This is a genomic window from Roseovarius sp. S88 (genome assembly GCF_037023735.1).
Classification (GTDB): domain Bacteria; phylum Pseudomonadota; class Alphaproteobacteria; order Rhodobacterales; family Rhodobacteraceae; genus Roseovarius; species Roseovarius phycicola.
Genome location: NZ_CP146069.1, coordinates 3,413,302 through 3,426,206 on the forward strand (window position 1 = coordinate 3,413,302; position 12,905 = coordinate 3,426,206).

The 12,905-nt window shown below is 56.0% G+C and carries 10 protein-coding genes and 1 pseudogene; 7 read left to right on the forward strand and 4 right to left on the reverse strand.

All coding sequences use genetic code 11. The features are described 5' to 3' along the window. Positions 1-8: 8 nt before the first annotated feature. From RZ517_RS17285 to RZ517_RS17295, 3 genes are all read right to left on the reverse strand, one after another. A complete protein-coding gene (locus tag RZ517_RS17285) occupies positions 9-2,087 on the reverse strand; it encodes an ABC transporter permease (RefSeq protein WP_338549362.1) in 2,079 nt (692 codons plus the stop codon). Beyond that, the gene (locus RZ517_RS17290; protein WP_338549363.1) at positions 2,080-3,114 is read right to left on the reverse strand and encodes a quaternary amine ABC transporter ATP-binding protein; all 1,035 of its coding nucleotides are present in this window, start codon (positions 3,112-3,114) and stop codon (positions 2,080-2,082) included. Before RZ517_RS17290 ends, RZ517_RS17285 begins: the two co-directional genes overlap by 8 nt. A 116-nt stretch (positions 3,115-3,230) precedes the next feature. After that, entirely contained in the window at positions 3,231-4,187 is a 957-nt protein-coding gene (locus tag RZ517_RS17295) for an ABC transporter substrate-binding protein (RefSeq protein ID WP_338549364.1), read from the reverse strand. Positions 4,188-4,376: 189 nt separating this feature from the next. Here RZ517_RS17295 and RZ517_RS17300 point away from each other — a divergent pair, with 189 nt between their 5' ends. After that, entirely contained in the window at positions 4,377-5,306 is a 930-nt protein-coding gene (locus RZ517_RS17300; protein WP_338549365.1) for a LysR substrate-binding domain-containing protein, read from the forward strand. Positions 5,307-5,315: 9 nt separating this feature from the next. On the opposite strand, the pseudogene RZ517_RS17305 reads toward RZ517_RS17300, so the two are convergent. After that, positions 5,316-6,241, reverse strand: a pseudogene (locus tag RZ517_RS17305) (histone deacetylase family protein). Between the two features lie 103 nt (positions 6,242-6,344). Between RZ517_RS17305 and RZ517_RS17310 the strand changes: the two are divergent. From RZ517_RS17310 to RZ517_RS17335, 6 genes are all read left to right on the forward strand, one after another. After that, the gene (locus RZ517_RS17310; RefSeq protein WP_338549366.1) at positions 6,345-7,730 is read left to right on the forward strand and encodes a mechanosensitive ion channel family protein; all 1,386 of its coding nucleotides are present in this window, start codon (positions 6,345-6,347) and stop codon (positions 7,728-7,730) included. Between the two features lie 66 nt (positions 7,731-7,796). Beyond that, on the forward strand, positions 7,797-8,261 hold the full coding sequence (gene rsfS, locus RZ517_RS17315) for a ribosome silencing factor (protein WP_338549367.1): 465 nt from the start codon (positions 7,797-7,799) through the stop codon (positions 8,259-8,261). After that, complete coding sequence (rlmH, locus tag RZ517_RS17320; protein WP_338549368.1) at positions 8,262-8,732, forward strand: 23S rRNA (pseudouridine(1915)-N(3))-methyltransferase RlmH; 471 nt, start codon at positions 8,262-8,264, stop codon at positions 8,730-8,732. Between the two features lie 151 nt (positions 8,733-8,883). Then, entirely contained in the window at positions 8,884-10,413 is a 1,530-nt protein-coding gene (gpmI, locus tag RZ517_RS17325) for a 2,3-bisphosphoglycerate-independent phosphoglycerate mutase (protein WP_338549369.1), read from the forward strand. Continuing rightward, positions 10,401-11,534: a murein hydrolase activator EnvC family protein gene (locus tag RZ517_RS17330; RefSeq protein ID WP_338549370.1), complete on the forward strand. Its 1,134-nt coding sequence runs from the start codon at positions 10,401-10,403 to the stop codon at positions 11,532-11,534. The genes gpmI and RZ517_RS17330 overlap by 13 nt, the downstream gene beginning before the upstream one ends. Before the next feature lie 7 nt (positions 11,535-11,541). Next, positions 11,542-12,876, forward strand: a complete 1,335-nt coding sequence (locus RZ517_RS17335) for a S41 family peptidase (protein WP_338549371.1) — start codon at positions 11,542-11,544, stop codon at positions 12,874-12,876. Positions 12,877-12,905 lie beyond the last annotated feature (29 nt).

A 12,905-nucleotide genomic window follows, 5' to 3' on the forward strand; every position in this document is an offset into this window, starting at 1 on the left:
GCCTTGCATCACGCGAGCCCCAGAATTTTGCGCCGTTTCTCGGCCCAGGCGTTGATTGCGATGTCAAAGGTCAGCGCCATGAACACCACAGAGAAACCAAGCACAAAGTTCCAGCCCAGATTGGTACCTGCCAATGTCCGACGCATTTCCTGTCCCAGATCACGGGTGCCGATGAATTCGGCGATGATCACCATGAAGAAGGCAAAGACGAGCGCTTGGTTTAGGCCCACAGCAATGGTCGGCATGGCAAGCGGCAGTTGCACCTTGGTCAGCTTCTGCCAACGGGTCGCACCCGACATATCCGCCGCCTCGGTGAGTTCCGGCGGCACGTTGCGCAGACCCTCAACCGTGTATCGAACCACCGGGACCATCGTGTAGATGAGGATCGAAATGATCACCGTAACAGGCGAGATACCAAAGAGCATGACCGCCGGCAGCAGGTAGACGTAGGACGGGAAGGTCTGGAACGTGTCGCAAAGCAGTATCATGAACTTCGCGCGTTTTTCCTTGCGCACCGCAAAAATCGCCATCGGCACACCAAAGGCGAGTGCGATGAACGTCGCCATGAACACGGAGTGCAGTGTGAGCATGGCACGGTCCCAATACCCCAGCTGAGCAACGATACAGAAAAAGATGAATGCCAAAATGCCCGGGGTCACGCCGCCGAGACGATAGGTAATTGCGGTGACAGCAAGGATGACAGACAGCGTCGGCAAGAAGAGCAGCGCCTTCTCTGTCGGAACAAGGAAATAGTTGTTCACGACAAAGCGAATGGCATAGGTGATTGCCTGGAGCCAATCCAGAGCTAGAAATGCCTTGATCGATTGATCGAATTCTCGCCCTTGGGACAAAGATTCCTTGCGGTGAACTTCGTCTGCAACACCGGCAATCCAGGTTGGCAGATTGAATTCTGACATCGGCGACACCACCAATGGCACAGGATCCATGCCAGAAGCCATGCGCGACAAAACAAGGAACAGAACAAAGGCTGCAACGCCCAACAATGGCAGGAAGTTTCGCTGCCACCAAGGCGTGCCTTTTTCATAATGCTCAGGCTGTTTGACCACCCAAGCCTTCGACAGACGGTCCAGAACCACCGCCAAAAGAACGATGGTCACGCCAATCTCAAAGGACCGGCCCAGTTTGAACGAGCCCATCGCCTCCAGAAGCTTTGCACCAAGGCCCGGCATCCCGATAGCCGCGGTCAGAACAACCATAGCAAGGCAAAGCATGATAACCTGATTGAGGCCAACAAGAATTTCCGTGCGCGCGGACGGCAGGTAAACATAGCGCAGCATCTGCCAGCGCGAACAACCGGCCATTTTCCCAGCCTCAACAACTTCAGGCGACACTTTCTTGAGACCCAATGTGGTCATGAGGATCATCGGCGGTAAAGAATAGGCAACCGTAGCCACGGTCGCTGCTGTTGGTCCAACTTTGAAGAAGATGACGGCGGGCAGAAGATACGAGAAGAACGGCATCACTTGCATCACAAGTAGCAGGGGTTTCACGGTGTCTTCCACGCGTTTGGACTTCCAGCACCAGATACCGACCAGACCACCAATGACAAACCCAAGTGGCGCCGCGACAACGATCACGCTCATGGTTTCCATGGTCCACTTCCACTGGCCAATCAGGGCGGCCCAGACAAATGTACCGCCCGCCAGCAGCGCCAGACGCCATCCACCCAGCGCGTAACCTAGAATGGCGGCCACTGATGCAATAACAGTCCAGGGTAAGGCCTCGAACCGCGGCCAGCGGGCGCGGCCATAGAGAATATTGGCCACAGCATCGAGAACGAATTCCAGAATGCCGCTTAAAAAGCGAGTTACATGGATGAACCCAAGATCAAAAGCGATGAGTTGAAAAGCGGCATCAATCCAATCACGCCAAGGCAGCAAGAGTACCTCGGGGATACGCACCAGCCCGTCAGGCAGCCATGGCCGCAAAACCGTGAGAAGTGCCGCGACACCAAGCAGCCCCCAGAACACGCGGCGCGCCACTGTCTGATCCTCAAGCATCGCGCGCAGACCAGTGCCACGTTGCGCGGTCGTTGTAGGATCGGAGCTTGTGGCGATGTCAGCCATCAGACGCATCCCCCAAGAGGAGATCCAGTGCCTTTTGGCGTGGCATGATCCCCGTGATCTTGCCATCTTTGTCCGCCACTGGCAGTTGATCTCTTTGATCATTCACCAACTGACGGGCCAGTTGCTGGATCGTGTGGTGGCCGGGGACGGGCTCCCCAATGATCTCCGCGCCATTTACCGGCCCGGCCAAAACATTCGCGTGCACCACGCGCGCCTTTTCAATTTCTTCTGTGAACTTGCGAACATACGGCGTTTGCGGGTCGAGGACGATCTTGTCGGGCGTATCACACTGCTCAACCGCGCCGTCTTTCATAATGGCAATTCGGTCAGCGAGGCGCAGGGCCTCATCAAAGTCATGGGTGATAAAGACAATGGTTTTTCCCAGCATCTCTTGAAGACGCAGGAATTCATCCTGCATCTCGCGGCGGATAAGCGGGTCAAGCGCCGAAAACGGCTCATCAAGGAACCAGATGTCGGGTTCAATCGCAAGACTTCGGGCAATGCCGACACGCTGCTGTTGACCGCCGGACAATTCGCGCGGGAAATAATCTTCGCGACCGTCGAGACCTACGAGGTTGATAACCTCAAGGGCACGTTCGCGCCTTGTGTGCCTGTCCTGCCCACGCATTTCCAGAGGAAAGGCGATGTTTTCGAGAACTGTGCGGTGTGGCAACAAGCCGAATGATTGAAACACCATGCCCATTTTCGAGCGCCGAAGTTCAATCAATTCCTTTTCCGGCAAGGCCATAATGTCTTGCCCTTCGACCTCAATCGTGCCGCCCGTGATGTCATGCAGTCGCGACAGGCAGCGCACCAGAGTGGATTTGCCCGATCCGGACAGGCCCATAATGACAAGCATCTCGCCACGGTCCACATCCACCGTCACATCTTTGACGCCAGCAATATAACCGTCCGCGCGGATATCCTCATAGCTGCGCCCAGGCGACATCTGCGAGAGGTATTGCTTTGGGTTCGGGCCAAACAATTTCCATGCATTGCGGCAGGAAATGACAGGGGCATCAGTCATTGGGCGGTTGGTCTCTTGGGTTAAATTTCAATTGGGCCTGCGGGTATCTTGGCCCCCAGAAAAAAGACCCCTGCCAGATCCGAAGACCAGACAGGGGTGATACTCAGTCAGCTAGATCAGCTTGCGCCTTCGGGCAGCCAGCCTTTCCAGACGTCTTCGTTTGCGCTCAACCATTCTTCGGCAGCCTCTTCTGGTTCCATCTCTTCGATGTCAACCAGACGCGCCATTTCGGCGATCTGAGCGTTGGTGAACGAGATTTTGGTCAGCACTTCGTAGGCATTTGGCCACTTGTCCTTCATGCCGTCCCAAGCCGCTTTCTTGAGGTATCCATCGGCTGGGTTGCCGCAATCGAAAAGCGCATCGGGGTTCGGACCCTTGGACGGATCCGTGTCGCAGCCATCTTCCCATACAGGGAATTCGACAAACTCACCGGGCCAGACAGCTTCGGCAAAGTTCGGTGTCCAGTTGAAGACGACAACCGGACGCTTGTCTGCTTCGGCTGCTGCGATTTCAGCCCAGAGAGCCGCCGCAGACCCCGCGTTCACCACAACAAAGTCCATGCCAAGCGCTTCAACACGCTCTTTACCGTGCTTGAGCCAATCCACTGGACCGTCGAGGTAACGACCCTTGTCGCCTGTCTCTGCTGTTGCAAAGAGCGCGGCGCAATCATTTAGTGCTTCCCAGCTAGGCAGACCGGGGCATGCATCCTTGGTCCACATCGGATACCACCAGTCTTCGCGCGTCACAGCGTTATGATCACCGGCATCATGCAGGCCACCCTTTTCGAGGGCTGTGCGGAAGGATTGGCCAAAGGCACCTTCCCAGACTTCCAGTTCCAGCGTCACGTCACCAAGGCGAACCGATTCATAGACGGCCTGGCTATCGGTTGTGACGAATTCCACGTTATTGCCCATGGATTCAAAAATCTGTCCCACGGCATGGCTCATCACAATCTGGCTCGACCAGTTGTGGATTGGAATGACGATTGGATCCGCGCTGTCATCGGCCGCAAAACTTGCGGTCGAAGACGCCATGGCCATCGCGGCCGCGGACAAAATGAGTTTCGTTTTCATGTTAACTCCCAGTTGGCTTGATATCAGCACGCCTCTTTGGGCGGCGCGTCGCTTTCAGCAGTATTGAGTATGACAAACGATGCCGCGTTCTCTGAATATAAAATCCGCACGCCTTGCCCCAAAAAATGTTTGGCAAAACGCCGATGTAAGCGTAGAATTTTAGGCGGGAATCTAAGGAATATTGGTGCAATGCTAAAGAATCGGGCTGCATTGCCGCGACTTGACTACCTTTTGGCCTTCGAAGTGGCGGCCGAACTTGAAAGCTTTGCCGCCGCTGCCAAGCAACTCAACGTCAGCGAAACAGCGGTGAGTCGTAAGATTCGCCTGTTGGAACAGCACTACAAAAGTGCGTTATTCATACGCGGGCACCGCTCAGTCGCTTTGACGGAACAGGGTCGCAAGCTGTTGAATGGAATCACACCGGCGCTCAAGACCCTGGAACGCGTATCTGCCAGCATGTTGAGCGAACGTGGTCGCAGCACTGTACGCATGGCAGTGACAAACTCCGTGGCCTCTCTCTGGCTTATGCCGCGACTTCGCAAATTTCGTCAGGCCAACCACAACGTTACCATAAGCCTATTAGCTTCTGATCTCGATTCAGAGTGTCTTTCAGAAGATGTCGACCTGGCCATTTTACGCGGGGAAGGCGACTGGCCAGGATACGATGCCAAACTTTTGTTTGGCGAGACCGTGTATCCCGTCTGCGCTCCAGGTTATCTCGAAAACCACATCGAGATTAAATCGGTGAAAGAGTTGACCAACCATGCGCTCATTGAGGTCAGTAACAATCATACCGAATGGCTAAACTGGCAAACCTGGCTGTCAAGCAAGGGGGCCGATCCCGACAGCGTGCGTCATTCAACCTATGTCAACACATACCCGCTGGCCATTCAGGCAGCTATTGATGGTCTTGGTATTGCGCTGGGTTGGGGGCATCTTGTGGATCATCACTTGCGCGAGGGCACTTTGGTGAAACCCCTGAACGCAGAGCATGTGCGCACACAATCCGGATATTTCCTGTTGCGAAAGCGCGATGCGCAGCGCAGGGCAGAAAGCGAAGTTGTGACACGCTGGCTTTTACAGGAAAGTGCCGAACGCAAACGGTATGCGGCCGAGTAACCCGATAAACTAAGGGCCCGCAGCAATCAATTCGTCCACATGCACTGCCGCGCTGGCCGCCAAGGCACGCAGGTCATACCCCCCTCCAGACAGGATACGACGCGACCCTTGGCATGGGTCTTGGCGATACCGCAAAGCTTGCGCGTAACCCAGGCGAAGTCTTCTTCCAGAAAATTAAGATTCGCTAAGGGATCATCTGCATGCGCATCAAACCCCGCCGAGACAATCACAAGCTCGGGCTTGAAAGCATCCAAAGCTGGAAACACGGCCCCTTCATAGGCCTGTCGAAATCCCGACCCGCCTGTGCCCGGAGCCAGTGGAATATTCAGCACATTGTCATGATCGCCTGTCTCGTTGGCAGCACCAGAACCAGGCCAGAGCGGCATCTGATGAGAGGACACAAAAAGCGTACGCGCCTCCGATCGCAACAAGTCCTGCGTTCCGTTGCCATGATGCACATCAAAATCTACAACAGCCACCCGTGACAACCCGTGCCGCTCAAGCGCATGCTTGGCAGCAATCGCGACGTTTCCAAAAAAGCAAAACCCCATCGGAGTCTGGGTTTCGGCGTGGTGACCCGGCGGGCGCATGGCGACGAAAGCATTCGTGGCATCACCCGACAGAACCATATCCACGGCTTTTATCGCGCCACCTGCTGCATGAAGCCCAGCACTGACAGAACCGGGTGACATCCACGTATCGGCGTCAAGCTGATTAAAACCTTGGGCAGGCCCTGCGCTTTTTATCCGGTCAATGTAGGCTTGCGGGTGGCATAACCTTAAATCCTCATCGGTCGCCTCCGGCGCATCCATTTGCAACAAGTCCTTGCCTTCCATCGCGGGCAAAAGATGCTCCAGCCGTGCAACACGCTCAGGATGTCCATCCGGTGTGACATGCGACAAACTGCTGTCATGCGTGATCAGGGCCGTGGTCATGTGCGGTGTGCCTTATTGAGATTGACGTGCGCACCCTATCGCTTTGCCAAACTCTGTCCAGCCCCACCTTGTCGGCTTCTGAACGGCATGTCACAGTGACATCATGGAAGAAGAAACATCTTCTCAAGCCGAGGTTGCCTCGCCCGCAGAAGTCACTGGCGCTGTTGTTGAAACGGCGGGCACTGAAGAGGCCAAGGAAGTTGCACTTGACCTATGGTCTCAGGGGGTCGACTTCCTCTATGGCCTGTTGCGTCCCTGGAATGCTTATCAGATTGGTATCGCCGTAGGGCTATTGGTTCTGGCCTATTGCCTGACAAAACTGTTCGGTCCGCGACTGCACGACTGGATGCGCACGCGCGAAGGCTGGCCCAAATGGCGCATGCGCTTTCTCGTTTTACTTCATCGGCGCTTGACGTTGATTTTCTTCGTCATTTTGATCTGGCCGGTCGTGTGGATCATGCAAGAAGTCACCTGGCCAAGTCGAAGTTATATCCTCAGCATCATCGCCGGTCTGGCCAGCGCTTGGCTTGTCATCGCGATCCTGACGCGCCTGATCAGCAACGCGTTCGTACGAGGCGTCGTCCGCTATCTCGGCTGGGCATGGGCCACAGTCGTGATCCTTGATCTGTCCGACGAAGTGCGCACCCTTCTGGACAGTGCCGCGCTAGAGCTTGGCGGTGTGCGTTTGTCGGTCTGGTTGGTGCTTCAGGCCCTTGTGGTCATTGCTACACTGATGTTCCTCGCTCGGTTCATTTCGACCACGTCTGCATCACGCATTAAGAACAACAAAGACATCTCGCCCTCGATGCAGGTGCTCGCGGTCAAGTTTCTACAAGTCCTGCTTTACGGAGCGGCCTTCTTCATCGGCCTGAAGGCCGTTGGTGTGGATCTGACCGGGCTTGCTGTGCTCTCAGGTGCGATTGGTGTAGGTCTGGGTTTCGGGCTTCAGAAGGTCGTCTCAAACCTTGTCTCGGGTGTGATCATCCTGCTCGACAAATCCATCAAACCCGGCGACGTGATCAGCCTTGGAGAAACCTTTGGCTGGATCAATTCTCTGGGTGCCCGCTATGTCAGCGTGGTCACGCGCGATGGTCGGGAATACCTCATCCCCAACGAGGACCTGATCACGGGTCAGGTGGTGAACTGGTCTCACTCCAACGACTACGTCCGGCTCGATATCTACTTTGGAACGTCCTATGGATGTGATCCCCACGAGGTGCGCCGGATCGCGATCGAGGCAGCCAAAGGCGTAGACCGTGTCCTAAGCTTCAAAGCGCCTGTCTGTCATATCGTGGGGTTCGGCGATAGCAGTGTTGATTACATCCTGCGCTTCTGGATCAGTGACCCGACAGGTGGTCTCACCAATATTCGCGGCAATGTCTATCTGGCGCTTTGGGACGCCTTTCAGGAACACGATATCTCTATTCCCTTCCCGCAGCGCGAAGTTCGTTTGTTGGGCGACGAAAATACACCGCCTGTCTCTGCATGATCACATCTCGCCAGATGCCTTGATCCTTTCATTGAAATGTCACTTTTGCATTGTTACGTTTGCCTTATGCCCGGCACCGGGGCGGATCGGTGTGCAAAGAAGGAGGACAATGTCCTGTCTCTTACAGTTGATGCGGCAAACACCGCAGGGTCGGGCGCGGCTGTGACGGCGCCCAAAACAGTCGCAGACAGCGAAACGCAGCTGGCGCGCATCTTGACGTCTCTCAGTGAAGACAAGGCCGAAGACATCGTGCAAATCGATCTGCGCGGAAAATCTGCCATCGGCGATTTCATGATTGTGTGTACGGGCCGGTCGACGCGGCAGGTCACGTCTATTGCTGAAAAGCTGGCCGATCGTCTGAAAACGGAGCTCGGGGTCCTGACCAAAATTGAGGGCAAGGATGCTGGCGACTGGGTTTTAATCGACACAGGCGATGTCATCGTTCACATCTTCCGGCCCGAAGTGCGTGAATTTTATCAGCTTGAGAAGATGTGGGTGCCCGGCAACAAAACGGCAGCGGCAGAGAGCTGAATGCGCATTCACATCTGCGCGGTGGGCCGCATGCGCCAAGGCCCGGAACGCGTGATGCTGGATGACTATATAGACCGGTTTGAAAAAACGGGCCGTTCGCTTGGCTTGGGCCCGGTGGCACTCCACGAGGTCGAGGATAAAAAAGGCATCGGCATGAAGGCCGAGGCGGAACTACTGCGTCGGACGTTTCCGGACCGAGTTCAGCTGGCCGTGCTGGATGAACGCGGCAAACTCATGACATCTCCTCAATTTGCCGACACTCTCGCCAATTGGCGCGACGACGGACAAGCAGATGTAGCTTTTGTCATTGGCGGTGCTGACGGAATCGACCCTGCTTTGCGGCAAACAGCAAATTTCGCACTGTCTTTTGGCAAAATGGTCTGGCCGCATATGCTGGCCCGCGTGATGCTTAGCGAACAACTCTACCGCGCGGCCTCAATCCTCTCTGGTGCACCGTACCACCGCGCCTGACATGGGTATTTTTGACAAGAAAGAAACTGAAAACCTTCCTTTCATCGTCTTGAAAACACCCTCACCGAAGGCTGTGGCGTTTGCGTCAAGAAAACCGGTTCACGTACTGCAAAAGACCGGCTAGAACGCAGGCCAAGTGGCAGGAGTAACGATGAGCACACCCAAACCCGTTATCTTGTGTATTCTTGATGGCTGGGGCCTGCGCGAAGAACGTGAGGCCAACGCGCCGGTCTTGGCAAACACACCAACCATGGATCGTTTGTTCGCGACGAGTCCCAATGCCACGCTCCGAACGCATGGGCATGATGTGGGCCTACCCGATGGGCAAATGGGCAATTCCGAAGTGGGGCACCTGAATATCGGTGCCGGTCGCGTGATTGAAATGGATCTGCGCCGCATCGACCGCGCGATTGAGACCGGGACCTTTGGCGAACTGCCGGGCATCCTGCGTTTTATTGACAAGCTCAAGGCCTCTGGTGGCACGGCGCATGTTTTGGGCGTGCTTTCCGATGGGGGCGTGCATTCGCATATCGGTCATATGATTGCCACGGCCAACGCGTTGACCAAACATGGCATCCCAGTCTCCATCCATGCCTTTACCGATGGGCGGGATGTGGCGCCTATCTCTGCCAAGATCTATCTCGAAGCCTTGCGCGCCGCCTTGCCGATGGGCGCTCGGGTTGCCACCGTTTCAGGACGCTACTACGCCATGGACCGGGACAATCGCTGGGACCGTGTGCAACTTGCTTATGAGGCGCTGGCATTGGGGCAGGGATACACGGCGCAAACAGCCTCAGATGCCATTGACAATGCCTATGCCAAGGGACGCACGGATGAGTTCATCAAACCGCGCGTGCTGGGGAACTATGAGGGCATGACCGACGGCGATGGCATACTGTGCCTCAATTTCCGTGCTGACCGAGCCCGCGAAATCCTGGCGGCCTTCGCCGATCCAGACTTTTCACATTTTTCCACAGGACCGCGCCCGAAGTTTGCAGCGATTAGCGGTTTTACAGAGTATTCACGCAAACATAGCGCATATATGGACTGCATCTTTCCCGATGAGCAGCCAGTTAACACGTTAAGTTCGTGGGTGGCGCAGCATGGCAGAACTCAGTTTCATACAGCAGAAACTGAGAAATACCCCCATGTGACGTTCTTTCTGGCCGGTGGTCGCGAAGCGCCAGAAAAGGGCGAGGATCGTTATGTCGCCCCATCACCCAAAGTTGCCACTTATGATTTGCAACCCGAGATGTCGGCGGCGGACGTGACACGGCACCTGATCGAAGCCATCAATGCGCAATACGATCTGATTGTGGTGAACTACGCCAACCCTGATATGGTCGGTCATACGGGTGATCTTGAGGCAGCTATGAAAGCTTGTGAAGCTGTTGATCAAGGGATAGCGCAAGTTCTTCGGACGCTCGAGCAGACAGGGGGCGCGATGATCATTACGGCCGACCACGGGAATTGTGAGACCATGGTCGACCCGGTCACAGGTGAGCCGCATACAGCACATACTACAAACCTGGTGCCGGTGATCCTGGTCGGCGGACCAGATGGTGTAAAGCTGCGCGATGGCGGGCGTTTGGCGGATCTTGCACCCAGTGTGCTGGAACTGATGCAGTTGCCGAAACCACCCGAAATGACTGGTGAGAGCCTTTTGATATGCGCGGACTGATTGCAGGTCTCGGCGCTGCGTTGTTAAGTGCGACTTTGGTCTGGGCCGAGACAGATCCTGCCGAGGCTGCGCGAGAAGCGGCACAACGTCTTGGCCGTGCGTCATCAATGTTGAACGACGCCGAAAACGCGCGCAATCGGGTTAAGGCACTGACCGAAACAATTCATGCCTATGAAGACGGGTTGCAGGCGATGCGCGAAGGCTTGCGGCGGGCGAATATCCGCGAAGAAACCTTGTCCCGTGAATTGCAATCGCGGGATGCTGAAATCGGTCAGTTGCTGGGCGTGCTGCAAAGCATTGGGCAGACGCGGGGTCCGGTGGTCCTTTTGCACCCGTCCGGTCCTGTGGGCACAGCACGGTCTGGCATGATCCTCTCGGATGTGGCACCGGCCCTGGATCTGCGGGCGAAAGAGCTTCGTGAGCGCTTGGAGGAAGTCACTGTCCTCCGCCAGCTCCAGGAAAGCGCTGTCGAGACTTTGCGAGAAGGATTGCAAGGCGCACAAACGGCAAGATCTGAACTGAGCAAAGCGGTCGCTGACCGCACTGATTTGCCGCGCCGTTTCGCTGAAGATCCTGTCAAAACAGCGCTACTTCTGGCGTCATCTGAAACCCTTGAAGGTTTTGCCAGCGGGCTTGCCGGGACCGCTGTGAATGAAGTGCCCGGGTCTTTGCCAACGATCTCCGACCGCAAGGGGGAACTTGCGCTTCCGGTGGATGGACGTGTGCTGCGCAGAGCCAATGAACGAGATGCAGCGGGTATTTCGCGCCCCGGAATTGTCGTCGCAACCCGCCCCGGTGCGCTTGTCACGCTGCCTGCGCCCGCTACGTTGCGCTATAGAGGCCCGTTGCTGGACTACGGAAATGTCGTCATCCTTGAGCCTGAGGCGGGAATTCTGCTGGTCTTTGCGGGTCTCGATGTGGTCTATGGAGCAGCAGGCGAGGTTTTGCCCGGAGGCAGCCCCGTGGGTCTTATGGGGGGTGAGGATACAGGTTCTGACGCTCTGTTGATCGAAAATGGCAAAGACGCGGGTGCCGAACGAAGCCAAACCCTCTATATTGAGATACGAGAAGACAACACACCCGTCGACCCAGAGACGTGGTTCCTGACTGATGAAGGATAGAAACCCGATGAAGAAATTCCTATTGGCTGCGGCTGTCGGCACCCTCACCGGAGGCGTTGTGACAACCCAGGTAGCCGCGCCGCTTCTGGCTCAGGAAGCTGCTAAGACAACCAATGTCTACGAACAACTTGATCTATTTGGTGACATCTTCGAACGCATTCGCGCGCAGTATGTCGAAGAAGTCGAAGAAGGTGATCTGATCGAAGCAGCCATCAACGGCATGCTTACTTCGCTTGACCCGCATTCGAGCTATCTTAGCCCCGATGATGCTGCTGACATGCGTGTGCAAACACGTGGCGAATTCGGTGGGTTGGGCATCGAAGTCACTCTCGAGGAAGGGTTCGTTAAGGTTGTCTCTCCGATTGACGGGACACCCGCCGAAAGCGCAGGTATCGAAGCCGGAGATTTCATCACCCACGTGGATGGTGAAAGTGTTCTGGGGCTGAACCTGAATGAAGCGGTTGAACTGATGCGCGGTCCGGTAGGAAGCGAGATCGTCATCACGGTGGTGCGCGAGGGCGAAACCGAACCATTTGACATCTCAATCATCCGCGACACGATCAAGCTAACTGCGGTTCGTGCAAGGACCGAACGTGACACTGTGGTTCTGCGCGTTACGACATTCAACGACCAGACCTACAAGAACCTCGAAAGTGGATTGGCCGAACAAATCGAAGATGCAGGCGGCGACGACAATGTGTCGGGCATCGTACTCGACTTGCGCAACAACCCCGGCGGTCTTTTGACGCAAGCAATCAAGGTGTCTGACGCGTTTCTCGAAAAGGGCGAGATCGTCAGCACGCGGGGCCGCAACCCCGAGGATGGCGAGCGTTTCAACGCCACGCCGGGCGATCTGGCCGAGGGCAAACCAATTGTTGTGCTGATCAACGGTGGGTCTGCGAGCGCCTCTGAGATTGTAGCCGGGGCTCTGCAGGACCATCGGCGCGCTGTGGTCGTGGGCACCAAAAGTTTTGGCAAAGGGTCCGTTCAAACCGTAATGCCGCTTCGGGGCGACGGCGCAATGCGCCTGACCACGGCACGCTACTACACGCCCTCTGGTCGCTCCATTCAGGCTTTGGGCGTCAGCCCTGATATCGTGGTTGAACAACCGCGTAGCCGCCAAACGGAAGACGAGGAAGAAGATACGAACCGCCGCACACGCTCCGAAGCCGATCTGCGCGGCAGCCTTGGCAATGATAGCCTCAGCGAAGACGAAATTCGCCAGATCGAAGAGGAACGCGCCAAGGCCGAGGAGGTCGCCAAATTGCGCGAAGAGGACTACCAGCTGGCCTATGCCATCGACATCCTCAAAGGCCTCTCGGCACTCGGTCCAGAAGAGTAACGCACACGTGTTAAACTTAAACATGGGCC